Raw genomic sequence first — 18,022 nt, forward strand, 5'->3', positions numbered from 1 at the left:
CTTAGGACGGGTCATGTAGTTTATGGATAGTGACTGAAGTAATGAATTATGTGCATGTTTGAACGCTGAGGGCTGTGCTCGGCAGCTATTTGATTTCATTGCACTTTCCATATTAATTTTGAAAAGTATCAATGCAATATAGAATGGGAAACAGGCAATAAAAAAGGCGCTTGAAAGCGCCTTAGTCGTAACTTAATTGGGTTCTAAACAAACATTTGCTTGAAAGCAGCCCATTGTTCATTGAACTGCTCGGTTGGCTTACGCGTAAATCCACTGCGGATAAAGCCATTAATACGGCCATCGGTGTAGCAAATCATCATGTTGGCGATAATCGCTTCATCTGCAGAAAGGGTTTTACCTTCGCGTAGCTTGCGCTCTCTTAGCACTTGTTTAAGCTGCGTTTCTAAACGCTCGAAAAGCTTTGCTATGCGCGCGCGCAACCGGTCTTGTTCACCCATTAAGGCATCACCATTTAATATTCGAGTAATACCCGGGTTCTTCTCAGCAAAGCCCAAAATAAGATGAAGAATAAGCTGACAACGCGTAAGCGAGTCTTTCTCTTCATTCACAATCTTATTGATGCGCGTGAAAAGTGTTTCTTCAATAAACTCGATAAGCCCTTCAAACATTCGCGCTTTACTTGGAAAGTGACGGTAAAGTGCCGCTTCAGACACTCCCACTTTTTCCGCTAATTTAGCAGTAGTGATACGTTGACCTGGGCTGGTTTCTAACATTCCAGCAAGTGCTTGCAGAATTTGAGCTCTGCGATTTGTTTTTTTGACAGCAGGCATGACGAAAGTATTTCCTCCGCTACCGAGTTATAGCAACTCGGGCTCCATGTTAAGTTGGCTTACACCAAAGCGTTTATATTTATCGTTTTTATTATCGACACTTAATAAGCATCTGTTAGTTTTTATTGTTTAAAGCGTAACGCTCTGCAATAAGTGCAAGTAATTGACCCGCTAACTCGCTTTTACTGGTTGCAGGTAATCGTTTATCACCATCTTGCCATATTACGTGCAGTGCATTTTTATCACTGTTAAACCCCAGACCCTCGGCAGTAATATCGTTAGCCGCAATCATGTCTAGCTTCTTTTTGGCTAGCTTCGAGCGCGCATAATCTTCTACATTTTGGCTTTCGGCCGCAAAGCCCACACAAAATGGTCTGTCTTGGCTGGTGGATATAGTTGCTAGAATATCAGGGTTTTTAACAAAAGTAAGTGTTAACTCATCACCGGTTTTCTTAATTTTATTGTCGGCAACGCTCACGGCCTTGTAATCTGCTACAGCAGCCGTACTAATAAATATATCTGTGGAGGCTCTAAGCGTTTGACAAGTATTAAGCATTTCCTCTGCGGTTGTGACATTAATACGGTCACAGCGTTCGGGCGTTTCAAGCGACACAGGACCTGCCACTAAGGTTACATTTGCCCCCGCGAGTGCTGCTGCCTGAGCGATGGCAAACCCCATCTTTCCTGAGCTGTGATTTGAAATATATCGTACAGGGTCCAAAGGCTCTCTAGTTGGTCCCGCTGTTATCGTAATATTCTTTCCCGATAACGCCATTAGCGACGAAGAAAGGGATAAAGCGTTTCTCTCTGCGTCATTTATTACATTGGCAATATCAACAGGCTCAACCATTCGACCTGAACCCACATCGCCACAGGCTTGTTCACCACTTGCTGGGCCAATAAAGGTTACGCCATGTTCTTTTAAAATATCGATGTTGCGCTCTGTTGCTACCGCTTTCCACATTTGCTGATTCATGGCAGGAGCAATAAAGAGTTTCGCTGTTGTTGCAAGGTACAGTGTAGTCAGCAAATCATCTGCCATACCGTGAGCAAGCTTGGCAATAGTGTTCGCAGTTGCGGGAGCGATAAGTAAGATATCGGCCCATTTTGCCAATTCAATATGCCCCATAGCGGCTTCGGCAGCAGGGTCAAGCAGCTGGCGATGCACTGGATTTCCTGACACGGCCTGAAGTGATAATGAACTAACAAACTCTGCAGCAGAGTCTGTTAGAACCACACGCACGTTTGCGCCTAACGCAGTAAGCTTGCGCACAAGATCAGGTGCTTTATAAGCGGCAATCCCGCCAGTAACACCTAGCAAAATATTTTTGTTAGCAATAGACATAGAAGAACACAAAATCTCGAAATTAGCGTTAGCCTACCATGGTGACAAAAAATCGGATAGCTGAACGAAAGTAGGTCTTGTTTCGACAGTGGCATGTAAACAGTGCCTACAGGTGTCAAAAATCAATAATAAACCCGCCTTTTATACAGTCGTTTCTTTGTCACCATTCATCTATAAACAACCTTTTATAGAATAGTCGGGCTAGATGAATGTCGATAAAAGTATGGCCAAAGAATGAAAGGCCAAGAGAAAAATTATTGCAGCACGGGGCTGAAAGCTTAAGTGATGCTGAACTCATCGCTGTCTTGCTGGGAAAAGGTGTGAAAGGAAAAAGCGCTGTGTCTGTTGCACATGAACTTCTCAACGAGCTAGGCTGCTTACGGGGTGTGGTAACAGCAACGAAAGAACGGTTTGCCAAAATAACGGGAGTTGGACCGTGCAAGTATGCGCAGTTTCAGGCGGGCTTTGAAATATTTAAACGCAATTTGGAAATAAAGCTGAAGCGTCAGGACGTTTTTAATAATGTAGATGATACTAAACGTTATCTACAGGCAAAGCTAAGAGACTGTGAACGTGAGAAGTTCGCGCTTTTAATGCTTGATAGCCAACATCAGCTTATTGCTTTTCGCACTATGTTTAACGGTACGATAAACAGTGCAGCGGTCTATCCAAGAGAATTGATCAAACAAGTAATGATCGATAATGCAGCCGCGATCATTTTGGTTCATAATCATCCTTCAGGCGTTGCTGAGCCTAGTCATGCGGATATAAGATTAACCGCAGAGATCAAAAGCGCAATGGCGTCGATCGATGTGCCAGTTTTAGATCATTTTGTGGTTGGTGATAAAGAAACTGTTTCATTCGCACAGCGAGGCTTGTTAAGATAAGAAATCTAAGTCATTTGTCGATTATAATCTAGTCAAATGGTTGAAAATGATTTAGCATAGGATTTAGTGGGTTATTTTATTAAAGGACTGTTATGAAGAAGTCAATCATTGCATTATTTGCAGCTGCAACTATGGTTGCAGGCGTTAACGCACAAGACGGTGAAGGTGGTAGTGGTACTACTGGCATCGGCGGCGTAAGCGGCGGTATGATCGCGTCTGGTGTTGTTGTTGCGGGTATCGTTGCAGGTGTTGTAAACAACAACTCTGCTGATGCACCAGGAAATGGCGGCACTACTCCAGGTCAACCTACTTGTGAAGGTGACGACCAAATCGTTGATGGTGTGTGCGTAGGTACAACCGAAACTGTTACTGTAACTACCTCTGGTTCTGTAACAAAAACCATCACCGTACCTGTTACATTTACTTACGCACCGACCGTACAGTAAATTTAAGAGTATTCGAAAAAGCCGCTTTTTTTAGCGGCTTTTTTTATTTTTATAGCAAAGTTCATTTGTTTTTAGTTTTTGTCGGCGCATTTTAATGAAACTACACACTTTATTTGCCCTTTCGGGTGTTGTTTGCCTTTTTCTTTCCGGATGTTCCACCACGTCACTAGCGTATTACAACACGCTGAAGCTCGCGCTAAAAGATAGAACAGTTAGTTATACCGTTGAAGAGATTGCTGCTAGTAAAGCTGATCTTATGCAAATTAAAGCGGGCGGAAGAGATGCAGCCTCGCTTGCCCTTGCGTATATCGATGGTGAAAAGTACCGGTGGGTATCTGGTGATAAAGTCATCTTCACCATGCACCATGGCATTATCGTTAAAACTGAAGGTTTGGATCACGACCTATACTACACGGGAAATCTTCAGCACAACCCGCTTGCCACCAACAATGTTCTGCCATTCAATTGGAAACGCAAAGTTGATATTGCTTCCATAGGTTACGGTGTGCCGGTTGACTCATCTTGGCGAATAGAAGGGGAAGAAACTCGCGAATATTTAGGTTTTTCTGTTCCGGTAATTAAGGTTATCGAAACCGTAGAATTTTCTGAATACACGCCATTTATCGACGTAGGGTTGTCGTGGGAAAACACGTATTTCTTGCACAAATACTCGAAGGAACTTCTGGCCTCAAAGCAGCAGTTCAGCCCTGAAGGAGACGTTTACGATATGGTTTATTTAAGCCGAGTAGTACGTGAGATGAAGACACAAGGAGCAACGCAATAATGAAGTATATCTATACGCTTTTTATTGCCCTAGGCCTTACTGCAGCTACCAAGTTATATGCAAATGATAACCTTGTTAGTGTCATGATAAACAAGCAAACCTATCAGTTCGACAGGCCGATACGACTATCAAGCGTACTGTCCATTGTCGCTGATAATGGTGATTGGTACTGGCCTTCAGCTTCAGCTTTTGATTTAGCTAACCCTAAAGCTGAAGAAGAGAAAGAGATAGCGCTATCTCAAATTAGCGGGCTGCTCAATCAATTTGATGCCGATTCTGAAACACATAAAGCCCTTCAAAATCTCTATGATCAGGTAAGCTCATGGACGGTGTCTACACGCATAGACATGCCAATTTCCTACAATCGAGCAAGGTTGTTTTTTGAAGACAACCCTATGTTTCAGCCAGGTAAATACTGGATTCGACTAAATGGAAGACCTGACGTTGTGCATTTCTCTGGCGCTGTTGTAAAGCCTGGTGCGTACAAGCATCAAAGCGATACGTCGGTTTATACGGCTGTTCACACGGTGAAAAAAGCGGTTGATGCCGACAGAAGTCATGTCTACGTAATTGATCCAATGGGAAATATTGAAGAAAAGGGTATTGCTTATTGGAATTTAGATTTTGGGCAGCTTATGCCGGGCAGCCAAGTCTATGTTCCTATCTCATCAGAACTCTTTAGCAATAAACTTAAGCAATTAAATGAGCGCGTAGCCGCTTTAGCAGTACATAGGGTTTTACCTCAATGAGTGCGCCACTACTTTCTAAGAAAAAAACACTCGCGCTTGTAATTGGCAGCGCGCTTTCTTCTACCGCTTTTGCTGATACTCAAGTTCGCGTTACTCCTTCGCAGATGGTGCAGGGCGGAAATGGTCTTATTCAAACACCAACGGCTCGTATGCGAGACGAAGGTGGAATGGCCATTAACTATACCGACAACGGCGAATATCGCTTCTGGTCTGTTAACATTCAGCTTTACGATTGGATGGAAGCAACAGCCCGTTACACTGACGTGCGTACAAGACTTTATAGTCAAGTTGAATCATTCAGTGGTGATCAAACGCTGAAAGATAAAGGCTTAGACGTTAAATTCAGATTATGGAAAGAAAGCTACTATTTGCCAGATATCAGTGTCGGCTTCAGAGATTTTGGTGGAACAGGCTTTTTTGAAAGTGAATACGTCAATGCCAGTAAATCTATCGGTCCATTCGACTTTCACCTTGGCTTAGGCTGGGGATATCTTGGTACAGCCGATGACATCAGCAACCCGTTTTGCGAGCTTAAAGACAGCTTCTGTGAACGCCCAGGGGGCTTCTCTGGCCGCGGTGGTAAGGTAGACTACGACCAGTTTTTTAAAGGAACAACCGCATTTTTCGGTGGTGTGGAATACCAAACACCATGGGAGCCGCTAACGCTAAAGCTTGAGTTCGAAGGGAATGACTATTCTCGTGACAGAGCTGGACAGCTAGAGCAAGATTCTCGTTGGAATGTTGGTGCAGTGTATCGTTATAAAGACTTCGATTTCACGTTGAACTATCAACGAGGTAATACCGTTGGTTTCGGCGTTACGTATCGCTTTAATATGAATACGGCTTCGCAAATAAAGTTCGATGAACCACCTAAGAACCTGATGGGAAGAAAGGTGCCACAAGACGTGAAAGATGTTGATAAATCCCGTCTTTACAACGACCTTTACCGGTCGGGGGGCTTTGTACTGTCTGATGCTGAAATTAAAGAGGACAGCGCTACGTTTTACGGTACACAGGTTGCCTATCGTGACCAGGATGAAGCCATTGAGCGAATTGGTCGCGTGGCGGCCTCAGAGCTTCCAGATTCCGTAAAAACCTATCATGTAGTAGACAATCGCGCAGGTCTTCCTTTAGTAGACACGCAGGTGGATGCCGAGGCCTTTATTGCAGCAGCGCGTTACGAATCTGTTGACGCAGATATCACTGAAACCTACGTCAGAACATCACCCTCAAAAGAAGTGCTCGACGCCTATGATCCTGCCAATACATCTGGCTTCTACTACAGCGCAGATTTCTTCTTTACCCAATCATTCGGTAACCCAGAAGATTTCTATCTGTATCAAACCGGATTATTGCTAAACGGCGGTTATGCCTTTAACGAAAACTTCGCAATCATGAGCAGTGCCAGGGTTACGCTTCTAGATAACTTCGACAAGTTTAACTACTTGGTAGATAACGAAGAAGTGTCGCTACCTCGCGTGCGTACTCGAGTTCGTGAATATGTGTCAGCAAACGATGTATGGCTAGATACAACATTCTTACATTACAAAGACACCATTGCAGAAGACCTTTATGCTCAAGCGTACGCGGGTTATCTAGAAACCATGTTTGCTGGTGTAGGCGGTGAAATACTGTATCGTCCCGTTGATAGTAATCTAGCTTACGGACTTGATATCGCTTACGTAAAACAGCGCGATCCTTACAGTCAAACAGGTCTGGAAGACTACACAGCGGTCACTGGACACGCTAGTGTCTATTGGCAGCCAGAATTCTTAGACGACACGCAAATTACCGTAAGTGCTGGACAATTCTTAGCCAAAGATAAAGGCGTGAATATCGATTATGCGAAGCGTTTCGATAGCGGTATCATAGTTGGTGCATATGCGGCATTCACTGATGTATCGTCAGAAGAATACGGCGAGGGAAGCTTCACCAAAGGCTTCTACATTTCCATACCTACAGATCTGTTCTTGTTAGAACCTACCAAAGGTCGCGGATTATTCCCATGGGTGCCGATTTCTCGTGATGGCGGTCAAATGCTGCGTCGACCCACTCGTTTGATTGACATGACTGAAATAAGGTCACCATTTTTTGATTAAATAGTAATACGCCGCGTTCGCGTGGCGTTTATTCTCGTACGGGTATCTTAGATGCTGCAATGCGAATATAAAATTAAAGCGTAGATTGCGTATTTATTCATAGCCTAACCGCTTAGGGAAAAGTACAATACGGGCCGTGAAAAATGAGAGCTGGTAGTTTTTCGAGCAAAAAAAAGCCAAAAAGTAACCTTTTTGTACTTTCTTATTGAAATGATCCTGCCTTTGCTGTATAAAATGCGCCCTCTAATTTATAGTAATACGTCATTTGACCCAACCACTGTTTGAGCGCTTGGGATTAACTGACGCGACAGTTATCGTTGTTCTGGAGACAAATACAATGTCAAGAGTATGCCAAGTAACAGGTAAGCGTCCAACGGTTGGTAATAACCGTTCACACGCAAGAAATGCGACTCGTCGTCGCTTTTTGCCAAACCTTCAAACACACCGTTTTTGGGTTGAGAGCGAAAACCGTTTTGTAAAACTACGTTTGTCTGCAAAAGGCATGCGTATCATCGACAAGAAAGGTATTGATTCAGTACTAACTGACATCCGTACCCGTGGTGAGAAAATCTAAGGAAGCCGACAATGCGTGATAAAATTAAACTAGTTTCTTCAGCAGGTACAGGTTTCTTCTACACTACTGATAAAAACAAGCGTAACATGCCTGGCAAAATGGAGATCAAAAAGTATGATCCCGTTGTGCGTAAGCACGTTATGTTCAAAGAGGCCAAAATCAAGTAATTAGCTTGCTTTTGTCTCCACGAAAACCCAGCCCTTGCTGGGTTTTTTGCTTTTTGAAGAAGATATTTCTACTTCATCACGTCACGATCCCACCAGATCCCATATTCGACTGTCCACGATCCCTTGAGTTTGTCTTGCGATCACTGCTTTCTCCCACTTACTTTTTTCCAGCAGGTCCTAGGTTTTCTTTGAATTGAATTAGCTTATATATTGGCTAGGTATTACTATATTCCTAATTTCAGGACTCATATTTAACGGGAAGTCAGGTGGCTAGAATTTCTCAGCGAGCAATGAATAACGTGGTCATTATTGCTATGCTTATCATGATTGCATTGTTTAACTTAGACAGTCTTGTACCTAAGAAGGACGTTGTTCAATCTCGCAGCCTGCTACCTGAAGACGCTTATGTGTTAAAAATAGAGCACGATGGCCATAGCTTAGAGCGAGTTGGACAGCAGTGGCGCCAGTCAGGTCAAAATACAGTCCTCGCCATCAAGCCGGATGTTCAGTTTTCCCATTGGCAGCGGGCAAGGCTTGAGCCGGCCACTGACGTACCCGAAGCGATTACCAACGTACAGCCTTACATCGTCGTAGTATGGCTCGCAGGCAATAATAACGGCAATGTTTACGCCATCTATCCGAATACATCACCTGTTGTGATCAAATTTGAAAACAATTGGTACACATTAACCAACACCGAACTTGATAATCTTTTACCTTGGATACTGTAAATGCCTGAACTACCAGAAGTTGAAGTAAGCCGTTTGGGCGTTTCTCCACATCTTATTGGCAATACCATTACGCAGGTGGTGGTGCGTGAGCGAAGAATGCGCTGGCCCATTCCACAAGAGGTAGCGAACGTTGAAGGTCAGAGCGTTATTGCTGTAAAACGCCGCGCTAAATATCTACTTATTGAAACAGCTAAAGGCACGTTAATTTTACATTTAGGTATGTCGGGTAAATTACGCGTTATCGATGCGTCGACACCAATTATTAAGCATGACCACGTAGACATTGTTTTAAACACAGGTAAGTGCTTACGTTTTAACGACCCACGGCGCTTTGGCGCAGTGTTATTTCAGGCTCCTGATATGCAAATAGCCATGCTTAATAATTTGGGCCCAGAACCGCTTACAGACGACTTTGACGATAAGCTCTTATTTAAACTATCGCGCAATCGAAAAGGCCCCGTTAAAAACTTCATTATGGATAACGCCATTGTGGTAGGTGTAGGAAACATCTACGCGAACGAAGCACTGTTTTTAGCTGGTATAGACCCGCGAAGAGCCGCAGGCAACATCAGCGCTGCTCGCTATCAGTCGCTAACTGCAACCATTAAGCAAGTATTGGCCAAAGCCATTGAACAAGGTGGCACAACATTAAAAGACTTTGCGCAAACCGACGGTAAGCCTGGGTATTTTGCACAGCACTTGAATGTGTATGGGAGAAAAGGCGAGCCTTGTGAAGTGTGTGGCAAAGCCATTGAAAGTAAAGTTATTGGGCAGCGAAATACCTTTTTCTGTACTCACTGCCAACGCTAATACACTTACTATTGGTGCTTAATCTTTCTTACTCAGCCTGTCTTTTAAAGCATTCTCAACTACTGGGTGGCAAAAGCCACTCACTGCACCGCGGTGAAGAGCGACTTCTTTTACTAGGGTGGACGAGATAAATGAATTCTCCTCAGCAGGAGTAAGAAAGACACTTTCTAGCTTTGGGTTTAAACGGCGATTCATATTTGCGAGTTGAAACTCGTATTCGAAATCAGAAACTGCGCGTAAACCACGAATGAGAATTGTGGCATTTTGTTCGTCAGCAAAATCAGCCAATAAACCAGTAAACCCCACTACTTCAACATTTGGTAAGTCAGCAGTGACTTTTTTTATCATTTCTACGCGCTCTTCTAACGTAAACAGTGGCTTTTTACTTGGGTTAGAAGCAATCGCTACAATCACATGAGAAAATAACTGAGATGCGCGTTCAATAAGGTCGGCATGACCGTTAGTGATCGGGTCGAAAGTACCAGGGTAAAGTGCTCTAGTGTGCATAAAGTCGAATCTTTTCGTTGTAGAGGGTTTATGTGTTCAACGTGGCTAATGTAACACATTATTAGCTTATACCAATCCGCTTACCACATGTGCTTTTATTACTTCACTGCCTCGCGGTAACCATTCATACACGCTGACCAGTCGCTCTCTTGCCAGTGAAAGACAGGGTTCTTCGCTTTCTCTTTATGTAAAGAACGCAGCAGACGGTCTAAATTACCTTGTTTCCAGCTGTTACCTTGACGCTGCTCGCAGCGATCGAAATCAATAAGCCAAATTTGCTTATCGCTATCAATCATGATGTTTCGAACGTTGGCATCATGATGGTACACCTGACAATTGTGCATAGCTGCTAGCGCTCGGCCAACCTCATACCACTCATCTTTATCCAGTGGTTTATCGCACAGTGCGTGGTGTAAATCTTTGCTATTTGGAATACTTAAAGTAATTAAATCGCCGCGGTAAATTAGGCCTCGGCGGTGTATACGCGCCGCAACAGGAACAGGCACAAGAAGACCTTGTGCTCGCATATATTCGAGCAGCCTGAACTCTTCAAACGGGCGAGAACGCTCAACACCAATAAACATATATTGGTCGCTCAGTACTTTGCCCACCAAGCCACCACGTTTGAAATGGCGTAAAACCCAGCGCTGACCCTCATGCTCAATGAAAATGGTTGTACCACGTCCCTTGGCTTGACCTGTTATTTTGTCTTGAAGCTGCCAAAAGTCGGGGGTAAACATCTCCGCGTTGGGATGACTGACTAAAGTGTCGTCGAAAATAAAGTGGTGCCCAGCACCTATGTCTCGTCGTATTGTCGCCATGTCGCCCACAACTTATGGTAAATTCTTTATTCTAATGATTTATTTTAGTTTTTCAGCAACGACCGCGTTTCAGAGGTAAAAAAGTCTGTTTACGCGCTCATAGTTTTTACGTACTAAGATTATTTGTTGAAATAATGAATCTAATTCAACGTCTTAAGTATAAAAACCTAAGTCGTTATGCTCATACGCGAGTATCGTTGACCATATTCATCATTTTGGAATGAGCATGTTAAATTGCGGCGGCCCGGAGAGTTCTATCTGAAAAATAAGCATTTATTTGGCGCGAATAGGTAATACTCGAGCAAATAGGCTTCACCTAGCGCATGCCAAAAGATACGAACAATAGGAAAAAATACTGTTGATAGACCAGGGCACCATTACAAGCTAATTGTCGCTTAATTTACTTAATTGTAAGGTAAAACTATCAACTATTATCTACACTTAGCGTTGCGAAGTGTTCCTTTGAAATAACAGGGAGTCGTTACTGAATGAAAAAGCCCGCTTTGCGATGGCTATCCACTGTTCTTGCTTATACTCAATTTAGACTGGTGCTATTACTGAATATTGCACTGTTTTCAGGCGTGCCTGCAGCACACGCAGCAGAACTAAACGTCATGGTTAATGAGAGTGTCATGGTTTCAGAGCTAAACCGCTCTGAGCTTCGCCAGATATTTACCGGCCATCGTCAATATTGGAGCGATGGTACTAAAATCACGGTATTTGTATTGCAAGATAACGATGAGCTCCACAAGCAGTTTTGTCGTGAAGTACTTCAGATGTTCCCTTATCAATTATCTCGTCTATGGGATCAAATCACCTATTCTGGGCAGGGCGTTACACCCGTTAGGGTCACGTCTTACCAAGCGTTGATAGAGGCGTTAGAAAGTACCACAGGCGCTATCGGCTATGTTGAACATACCGAAATTGTGAAATTAAGACGCGTAGAGGTAGGAACAGAATGAATAAATACATCGCTCTCGCGTTTGGCATGATAAGCATGCCTGTCCTTGCTTCACAAGGAGATTTTTCGTGGCATGGTTATGTCTCTCAAGGCGTTACTCAGTCACATGGAAGTAACTTTATAACTGACGATAACGCAATAACAGGTGAGCTGACCGAAGTTGGGCTAAATGGTTACTATCGAATAGCGGAAAACATCTCTGTTGCCGGGCAAATTAATTATTTAGACGGCGGGAATCGTTTTGAGCAGGGCGCTCGTTTAGATTATTTGTTTATCGACTGGAAATTGCCTGACTTGCCCGGTAAATGGCAAGGACAAGTCCACATTGGTCGCTTCAAAAACCGCCACTGGCTGTACTCAGTGACCAGAGATGTGCCACAAACACGTTACACGTCTGTTCTTCCCCAGTCTGTGTACTTTGACGGATTTCGCGACGTTGCTTTGGGAAGCAACGGTATCCAAACCAGTTTCTCACACTATGGTACTCAGAATATCTGGGAATTAAACTGGAGTTACGGCCGCTCTAATATTAACGACTCCCAGCGAGATTTTTTACTCGGCGACGAAGCAAAAGGCGACATCAAGCAAGACTTTGTTCATCAAGCCAGCGTATTCTGGCAACCGGCTACCATGACATGGAAACTAGGTGCCAGTTGGTTGAATTCTGATTTCAGATACACACCTTCTCAGAATGACAACCGTATTGCAGGTAATGCAGACATAGAGCGTATTATGCTGTCTGCGCAATACTTTGCAGAAAACTGGGAAGTGTCGGCTGAGCTAATTCGAGAAGTCCAGGATAGCAAAGGGCTATTCTTCCCTGGTTTTGCCTTTAAACGCACGGGCGAGGGCGGTTTTGTTCAGTTTAGGTATTTGTTTAATAACAATGTAAGTGGTCTTATTGGCTACGACACATACATTAACGACAGGTCAGATCGAGACGGAAGGCAATTAGAGGCTATGACAGGCGGCGTGATCCCCGCCTACTTTGGCTACCAAGATACATATACCCTAGGCTTGCGTTGGGACATTGCACCGAAGTGGCGACTTCAAGGTGAGTATCATTGGGTTGAAGGTGCGACAAGGGTAGTGAGCTTACTGAACTTAGATGTGGCGTCTCATGCCGATAAGCACTGGGAAATGTGGTCAGTGCAATTGATGTATTGGTTTTAAGGGCATTAGATGAAGGTTCAGGTATCTTTCACCACTAAAACCATCACAATTTTGTTGGCTATGGTATTAACTGTGGCTGTGGTTATATCAACGGTTCTTATTCAGGAGTCTGACGCTCGAATTCTGCTCCAGCAAAGGGAAAACCAAGTTAGTAATCAACGACGGGTTCAGCTTTTTGAAGACATTCTGCACGGCAGAATGATCACGCTTATTGATATCATCAGCCATAAGAGTGGAGGCAACGCAGATAGCCTTGAATCGCTACAACAAACGCTTAGCGGTCTTAGTGAATACCTGACCCTTAACTTTCAAGTTGAATCGCTGTATTTGTTTGACGAACACGGCGTTGTTGGCAACCCGCTACAGCCAGTAAATAAAACCATTGAAAAGCTAGTGAATACCACTCGCGCGTCGTTTGAAAGCCGCTCACTATTGTCCTGTGACTCGGTATGCACACACTACATTTCAATTCCAATCATGGCAAACGGTGAAACTCTGCCCGTCATCGTTGTGTCCACGTCGATGAGAGAACTGCTATACCTGTTTAGTCGCGCTACCGATGTGCACAAAGTTGCTGTTGTCCAGCACAAAGAAACCTCATCTGAGCTGTCAGAATTAAGGGTGGCAAGCCAAGTGTCTGCGGCTAATCGACAGTATTTACAATCTCTATTTGATGCGTTACCCGATAATTGGCGAATTGACGATTTAGTTATTAGAGGCATGAACGTTGCGCTGGAAAATCAGCAGTTGCTGGTTAGTTTATTGCCTTTTAATCACGCATCAGGTGATCATCCTTACTTGCTTATTGTGCAAGACGTGTCGGCCATGGTGCGTCAAAACGAACAATACCAGTACATAGTTATTTCTAGCGCTGTTGCGCTATTTTTTATCTTCTCTTCGCTGCTTTACCTTTTCCTAAATCAATACAGAATACGCTTGTTAGATGTAAGCGAACGTTTGCCTATGCTGGCCGAACACAAGTTTAGCGAGTTTTACACCATTGCAGCTAAACGAAGGAAGTCGCCTATTTTCAAATTCACAGATGAATTGGACGTTGTTGAAGACGCGGCAAATAATCTGGCGCGCCAGCTAGAAAGCTTTGACGGACAAATGGCTATTAACACAGCGAAGCTTGAAAAAATGGCGATGTTCGATGTGTTAACCGGACTTCCCAACCGTAATATGCTGACTTTTCAAATAGAAAAGCAGCTAGCTAGTTCAATTCGCGACGATAGGTTAGTGGCACTGATGTTCATGGACCTTGATGACTTTAAAAAGGTTAACGACAGTCACGGTCATGACGTCGGCGATAAACTCTTAAAAGCTGCTGCTATGCGTATTTCTAAGCCGATTAGAGAGTCGGATATTGCATCTCGATTTGGCGGTGATGAGTTTGTTATTTTACTTTCAAATATCGAAAGCAAAAAGCACGTAGATACGGTAGCCAAAAAGCTGATAGAAGAGTTTAAAGAGCCAATCATTGTAGATGGCGTAACCTTTTACGTTTCCATCAGTATTGGTATTGCTATCACCAACCACTCTCGCGCCACGCCAGTAGAACTGCTAAGGCATGCGGATATTGCGATGTACGAAGCCAAAGCCAAAAAAGGGGCGGAGTATCGCGTGTATGACGCCACCATGAATCTTAAAGTAATGCAGAAGGTTGAGCTGGAGTCAGAGGCGCGTGAAGCCCTCAGAGACAATCAGTTTAGCTTAGCGCTTCAGCCCCAAGTTGAGATGCACACCGGAAGGCTGGTGGGCTTTGAAGCGCTATTGCGTTGGCATCACCCTAAAAAGGGTAATATTTCCCCGGCAGATTTCATACCGCTTCTAGAAAACACGTCATTCATGCTTGAGCTTGATTACTGGGTAATTACGCGCTCAACTTATTTAATTAGAGAGCTTAAAAATAGCGGCTACCCCGACGTGAAGATGGCGATTAATTTGTCAGCGGGTCAGTTCTTAGACCCGAGTTTGCCTGAATTCTTGCAGCAGCAAATTATCAAAAATGACATAGCGCCCGACCAAGTTTGCTTAGAGTTAACCGAAACGGTATTGGTATCAGACATCAAGCGTGCAACCACCATCATGCAAAATATTCGCGACATGGGGTGCATGCTGGCTATCGACGATTTCGGCACGGGCTATTCGTCGTTGAGTTATCTTAAATCGTTACCCGCCGACTACATCAAGATTGACCGCTCTTTTGTGGCGAATATCGCTAGCAGTGCTGACGATAGAAATATTGTTCACTCTACGATTTCTATGGTGCGCAACATGGGAATGCAAGTGGTGGCAGAAGGAATTGAAACCAGTGAACAGTACGAGTTGCTGTGTCATTTCGACTGCAACCTGGGTCAAGGCTACCTTATCAGCAAACCTATTCCCGAGGTTAACATTTGGGACGTGTTAAGCGACAAAGTAGAGTTTGGTTTTTGGAAAGAATCCGCCTAGGGCTACTTTACCGTTTCAAAAGGTGCACGCTTCATCAATGTAGTGTGCTGAATAATTTACAAACTTAGTCGACAAACCCATTAAATACAGCGCAAGGGTGTGTACCCTTTACCGCGCTTTCATTAAACTAACGGTTTTAATATACCTACACTCGGAGAATGGCATGTCTGCGGCATTTATTTCTCATTTGCAATCGCAAATTGAAGCCACGAAAGAAGATGGTTTGTACAAAAAAGAGCGTGTTATCACGTCGCAACAACAAGCGGATATTGGTGTTGCTAACGGCGAGCACGTTATTAACTTTTGTGCCAACAACTACCTTGGTCTTGCAAACAATGAAAGCTTGATTGAAGCAGCAAAGAAAGGCCTGGATAGCCATGGTTTTGGTGTAGCATCTGTACGATTCATTTGCGGTACACAAGACATTCACAAGCAGCTGGAAGCCTCTATCAGCGACTTCCTCGGTACAGAAGACACCATTTTGTACCCATCGTGCTTCGACGCGAATGGCGGTTTATTTGAAACGCTATTAGGCCCTGAAGATGCCATTATTTCTGATGCGTTAAACCACGCCAGTATCATTGACGGTGTGCGCCTATGTAAAGCTAAGCGTTATCGCTACGCCAATAACGATATGGCAGCATTAGAAGAGCAGTTGAAGCAAGCTGACGCCGATGGCGCACGTTTCAAAATTATTGCCACCGACGGTGTGTTTTCAATGGACGGCGTGATTGCCGACTTAGCCTCTATTTGCGACCTGGCCGACAAGTATGACGCCATGGTAATGGTAGACGATTGTCACGCAACGGGCTTCCTTGGCGAAAACGGCAAAGGCAGCCATGAGTATTGTGGCGTTATGGGTCGTGTAGACATCATCACCGGTACTCTAGGTAAAGCACTAGGCGGCGCGTCTGGCGGTTACACCTCGGGTAAAAAAGAAGTCGTAGAGTGGTTGCGTCAACGCTCGCGTCCTTATCTTTTCTCAAACTCGGTTGCGCCACCTATCGTTTCAGCATCGCTCAAAGTGTTTGAAATGATGAAAGAAGGCGACGAGCTTCGCGCTAATCTATGGCGCAACGCCAATCACTTCCGTACGCGTATGGAAGAAGCGGGCTTCACATTAGCTGGTAAAGATCACGCTATTATTCCTGTTATGCTAGGCGATGCCCGTTTAGCTAGCGAAATGGCAGACAAGATGCTTGAGAAAGGCATCTATGTTATCGGTTTCTCTTACCCTGTTGTGCCGAAAGGTCAGGCCCGTATCCGTACGCAAATGTCAGCAGGTCATAGCCTTGAACATGTTGATAAAGCGGTAGATGCATTTATTGAAGTCGGCCGTGAATTGGGAGTAATTTCATGAAGTCGCTAGTTAAAGCGAAAGCAGAAAAAGGCATTTGGCTACAAGACACGCCAGAGCCTGAAGTAGGACACAATGACCTACTGATTAAAATTCGCAAAACCGCCATTTGCGGCACCGACATGCACATTTACAACTGGGACGAATGGTCACAGAAAACCATTCCGGTACCTATGGTTGTAGGCCACGAGTATGTGGGTGAAGTCGTTGGTATGGGTCAAGAAGTGAAAGGGTTTAAGGTTGGCGACCGTGTTTCGGGCGAAGGCCATATTACTTGTGGCCATTGCCGTAACTGTCGTGCAGGTCGCGTACATTTGTGTCGCAACACTGAAGGCGTAGGCGTAAACCGCCCGGGCGCTTTTGCTGAATACTTGGTAATTCCTGCATTTAACGCGTTTAAAATTCCAGACAATATTAGTGACGACCTTGCGTCTATCTTTGACCCGTTTGGCAACGCTGTTCACACTGCACTAAGTTTCGACTTGGTGGGTGAAGACGTGCTGATAACAGGTGCTGGCCCAATAGGTATTATGGCTGCTGCAGTTGCAAAGCACGTAGGTGCTCGTCATGTCGTGGTTACCGACATCAATCCTTACCGTCTTGAGCTTGCTAAAAAAATGGGTGCAACCCGCGCCGTTGACGTAAGCAAGGAAGACTTGAAAGACGTAATGAACGAACTTGGTATGACAGAGGGCTTCGATGTGGGTCTGGAAATGTCTGGTGTGCCGGTGGCTTTCAGAGACATGCTGAACAAAATGAACCATGGCGGCAAAATTGCCATGCTGGGAATACCTCCACAAGATGTTGCCATCGATTGGAACCAGGTTATTTTCAAAGGCTTGGTGATAAAAGGTATCTACGGCCGTGAAATGTTCGAAACATGGTACAAAATGGCGAGCTTGCTGCAGAGCGGCTTAGATCTATCGCCTATCATCACACACACCTTTTCTATTGATGACTTTCAGAAAGGGTTTGATACCATGGGGTCTGGACACTCAGGTAAAGTTATTCTGGACTGGCAATAATGACAACATTCTCACACATTAGCGTAAACGACGTTGCAAACTTTCAAGGTGACGTAACCATTGTGGATATTCGCGATCCTCAATCGTTTGCTAATGGACACATGCCTAACGCAGCGCAGCTGAACAACGACAACTTTGCAGCGTTTATCGACCAAACGCCCAAAGATATCCCAGTGGTTGTAGTGTGCTACCACGGCGTAAGCAGCCAGCAGGCGGCCCAAGTGATTGCACAGCAAGGCTTTGAAACCGTTTATAGTATGGACGGTGGCTTCGAAGCATGGCGACTGGCAAATCCGGTAGTCACGGCATAGCGATTTGATAAAGGTGCACAATGTGCACCT

At 44.4% G+C, this 18,022-nt stretch carries 19 protein-coding genes; 15 read left to right on the forward strand and 4 right to left on the reverse strand.

What is annotated here, in order from left to right; genetic code table 11:
- Positions 1–203 precede the first annotated feature (203 nt).
- Both slmA and coaBC read right to left on the reverse strand, forming a co-directional pair.
- Positions 204–791, reverse strand: coding sequence for a nucleoid occlusion factor SlmA (slmA, locus tag ACFI6J_RS20150; RefSeq protein ID WP_012516568.1), 588 nt, complete (start codon positions 789–791; stop codon positions 204–206).
- 115 nt (positions 792–906) lie between these two features.
- Positions 907–2,136 carry a bifunctional phosphopantothenoylcysteine decarboxylase/phosphopantothenate--cysteine ligase CoaBC gene (gene coaBC / locus ACFI6J_RS20155; protein ID WP_014977883.1) on the reverse strand — a complete coding sequence of 410 codons (1,230 nt, stop codon included), beginning with the start codon at positions 2,134–2,136 and terminating at the stop codon, positions 907–909.
- A gap of 209 nt (positions 2,137–2,345) precedes the next feature.
- Here coaBC and radC point away from each other — a divergent pair, with 209 nt between their 5' ends.
- The 9 genes from radC (at position 2,346) to mutM (ending at position 9,383) form a co-directional block, all read left to right on the forward strand.
- Positions 2,346–3,023 (forward strand): RadC family protein, encoded by a 678-nt coding sequence (radC, locus tag ACFI6J_RS20160; RefSeq protein ID WP_014947752.1) that lies wholly within the window; start codon positions 2,346–2,348, stop codon positions 3,021–3,023.
- 92 nt (positions 3,024–3,115) lie between these two features.
- Positions 3,116–3,469, forward strand: coding sequence for a hypothetical protein (locus tag ACFI6J_RS20165; protein ID WP_014947753.1), 354 nt, complete (start codon positions 3,116–3,118; stop codon positions 3,467–3,469).
- A gap of 94 nt (positions 3,470–3,563) precedes the next feature.
- Positions 3,564–4,253, forward strand: a complete 690-nt coding sequence (locus ACFI6J_RS20170) for a YjbF family lipoprotein (RefSeq protein ID WP_014947754.1) — start codon at positions 3,564–3,566, stop codon at positions 4,251–4,253.
- A complete protein-coding gene (locus ACFI6J_RS20175) occupies positions 4,253–5,002 on the forward strand; it encodes a capsule biosynthesis GfcC family protein (protein ID WP_039236677.1) in 750 nt (249 codons plus the stop codon). The genes ACFI6J_RS20170 and ACFI6J_RS20175 overlap by 1 nt, the downstream gene beginning before the upstream one ends.
- Entirely contained in the window at positions 4,999–7,101 is a 2,103-nt protein-coding gene (locus tag ACFI6J_RS20180) for a YjbH domain-containing protein (protein ID WP_014977887.1), read from the forward strand. Before ACFI6J_RS20175 ends, ACFI6J_RS20180 begins: the two co-directional genes overlap by 4 nt.
- A gap of 337 nt (positions 7,102–7,438) precedes the next feature.
- On the forward strand, positions 7,439–7,675 hold the full coding sequence (rpmB, locus tag ACFI6J_RS20185) for a 50S ribosomal protein L28 (protein ID WP_014947757.1): 237 nt from the start codon (positions 7,439–7,441) through the stop codon (positions 7,673–7,675).
- An 11-nt stretch (positions 7,676–7,686) separates the two neighbouring features.
- Positions 7,687–7,842 (forward strand): 50S ribosomal protein L33, encoded by a 156-nt coding sequence (gene rpmG / locus ACFI6J_RS20190; protein ID WP_012516577.1) that lies wholly within the window; start codon positions 7,687–7,689, stop codon positions 7,840–7,842.
- A gap of 266 nt (positions 7,843–8,108) precedes the next feature.
- On the forward strand, positions 8,109–8,573 hold the full coding sequence (locus ACFI6J_RS20195) for a hypothetical protein (protein ID WP_039226967.1): 465 nt from the start codon (positions 8,109–8,111) through the stop codon (positions 8,571–8,573).
- The gene (gene mutM / locus ACFI6J_RS20200; RefSeq protein WP_061438898.1) at positions 8,574–9,383 is read left to right on the forward strand and encodes a bifunctional DNA-formamidopyrimidine glycosylase/DNA-(apurinic or apyrimidinic site) lyase; all 810 of its coding nucleotides are present in this window, start codon (positions 8,574–8,576) and stop codon (positions 9,381–9,383) included.
- Positions 9,384–9,401: 18 nt separating this feature from the next.
- On the opposite strand, the gene coaD is transcribed toward mutM, so the two are convergent.
- Positions 9,402–9,890 (reverse strand): pantetheine-phosphate adenylyltransferase, encoded by a 489-nt coding sequence (coaD, locus tag ACFI6J_RS20205; protein ID WP_061438900.1) that lies wholly within the window; start codon positions 9,888–9,890, stop codon positions 9,402–9,404.
- Positions 9,891–9,988: 98 nt separating this feature from the next.
- Positions 9,989–10,720 (reverse strand): 3-deoxy-D-manno-octulosonic acid kinase, encoded by a 732-nt coding sequence (locus ACFI6J_RS20210; RefSeq protein WP_061438902.1) that lies wholly within the window; start codon positions 10,718–10,720, stop codon positions 9,989–9,991.
- A 479-nt stretch (positions 10,721–11,199) separates the two neighbouring features.
- Here ACFI6J_RS20210 and ACFI6J_RS20215 point away from each other — a divergent pair, with 479 nt between their 5' ends.
- From ACFI6J_RS20215 to glpE, 6 genes are all read left to right on the forward strand, one after another.
- A complete protein-coding gene (locus tag ACFI6J_RS20215; protein WP_039226966.1) occupies positions 11,200–11,673 on the forward strand; it encodes a hypothetical protein in 474 nt (157 codons plus the stop codon).
- On the forward strand, positions 11,670–12,845 hold the full coding sequence (locus ACFI6J_RS20220) for a hypothetical protein (protein WP_156085697.1): 1,176 nt from the start codon (positions 11,670–11,672) through the stop codon (positions 12,843–12,845). The genes ACFI6J_RS20215 and ACFI6J_RS20220 overlap by 4 nt, the downstream gene beginning before the upstream one ends.
- A 9-nt stretch (positions 12,846–12,854) precedes the next feature.
- A complete protein-coding gene (locus tag ACFI6J_RS20225) occupies positions 12,855–15,299 on the forward strand; it encodes a bifunctional diguanylate cyclase/phosphodiesterase (RefSeq protein ID WP_156085698.1) in 2,445 nt (814 codons plus the stop codon).
- A gap of 163 nt (positions 15,300–15,462) precedes the next feature.
- Positions 15,463–16,659: a glycine C-acetyltransferase gene (locus ACFI6J_RS20230; protein WP_014977894.1), complete on the forward strand. Its 1,197-nt coding sequence runs from the start codon at positions 15,463–15,465 to the stop codon at positions 16,657–16,659.
- The gene (tdh, locus tag ACFI6J_RS20235) at positions 16,656–17,681 is read left to right on the forward strand and encodes an L-threonine 3-dehydrogenase (RefSeq protein ID WP_014947766.1); all 1,026 of its coding nucleotides are present in this window, start codon (positions 16,656–16,658) and stop codon (positions 17,679–17,681) included. The genes ACFI6J_RS20230 and tdh overlap by 4 nt, the downstream gene beginning before the upstream one ends.
- The gene (gene glpE, locus ACFI6J_RS20240; RefSeq protein ID WP_014947767.1) at positions 17,681–17,992 is read left to right on the forward strand and encodes a thiosulfate sulfurtransferase GlpE; all 312 of its coding nucleotides are present in this window, start codon (positions 17,681–17,683) and stop codon (positions 17,990–17,992) included. The genes tdh and glpE overlap by 1 nt, the downstream gene beginning before the upstream one ends.
- Positions 17,993–18,022 lie beyond the last annotated feature (30 nt).

It is taken from the genome of Alteromonas sp. G4i13 (genome assembly GCF_054960505.1).

What these genes read in the sequence shown, in the direction of transcription:
- slmA (WP_012516568.1), bottom strand. Translation starts at nt 791, where the DNA reads ATGCCTGCTGTCAAAAAAACAAATCGCAGAGCTCAAATTCTGCAAGCA.
- coaBC (WP_014977883.1), bottom strand. Translation starts at nt 2,136, where the DNA reads ATGTCTATTGCTAACAAAAATATTTTGCTAGGTGTTACTGGCGGGATT.
- radC (WP_014947752.1), top strand. Translation starts at nt 2,346, where the DNA reads ATGTCGATAAAAGTATGGCCAAAGAATGAAAGGCCAAGAGAAAAATTA.
- ACFI6J_RS20165 (WP_014947753.1), top strand. Translation starts at nt 3,116, where the DNA reads ATGAAGAAGTCAATCATTGCATTATTTGCAGCTGCAACTATGGTTGCA.
- ACFI6J_RS20170 (WP_014947754.1), top strand. Translation starts at nt 3,564, where the DNA reads ATGAAACTACACACTTTATTTGCCCTTTCGGGTGTTGTTTGCCTTTTT.
- ACFI6J_RS20175 (WP_039236677.1), top strand. Translation starts at nt 4,253, where the DNA reads ATGAAGTATATCTATACGCTTTTTATTGCCCTAGGCCTTACTGCAGCT.
- ACFI6J_RS20180 (WP_014977887.1), top strand. Translation starts at nt 4,999, where the DNA reads ATGAGTGCGCCACTACTTTCTAAGAAAAAAACACTCGCGCTTGTAATT.
- rpmB (WP_014947757.1), top strand. Translation starts at nt 7,439, where the DNA reads ATGTCAAGAGTATGCCAAGTAACAGGTAAGCGTCCAACGGTTGGTAAT.
- rpmG (WP_012516577.1), top strand. Translation starts at nt 7,687, where the DNA reads ATGCGTGATAAAATTAAACTAGTTTCTTCAGCAGGTACAGGTTTCTTC.
- mutM (WP_061438898.1), top strand. Translation starts at nt 8,574, where the DNA reads ATGCCTGAACTACCAGAAGTTGAAGTAAGCCGTTTGGGCGTTTCTCCA.
- coaD (WP_061438900.1), bottom strand. Translation starts at nt 9,890, where the DNA reads ATGCACACTAGAGCACTTTACCCTGGTACTTTCGACCCGATCACTAAC.
- ACFI6J_RS20215 (WP_039226966.1), top strand. Translation starts at nt 11,200, where the DNA reads ATGAAAAAGCCCGCTTTGCGATGGCTATCCACTGTTCTTGCTTATACT.
- ACFI6J_RS20220 (WP_156085697.1), top strand. Translation starts at nt 11,670, where the DNA reads ATGAATAAATACATCGCTCTCGCGTTTGGCATGATAAGCATGCCTGTC.
- ACFI6J_RS20225 (WP_156085698.1), top strand. Translation starts at nt 12,855, where the DNA reads ATGAAGGTTCAGGTATCTTTCACCACTAAAACCATCACAATTTTGTTG.
- ACFI6J_RS20230 (WP_014977894.1), top strand. Translation starts at nt 15,463, where the DNA reads ATGTCTGCGGCATTTATTTCTCATTTGCAATCGCAAATTGAAGCCACG.
- tdh (WP_014947766.1), top strand. Translation starts at nt 16,656, where the DNA reads ATGAAGTCGCTAGTTAAAGCGAAAGCAGAAAAAGGCATTTGGCTACAA.
- glpE (WP_014947767.1), top strand. Translation starts at nt 17,681, where the DNA reads ATGACAACATTCTCACACATTAGCGTAAACGACGTTGCAAACTTTCAA.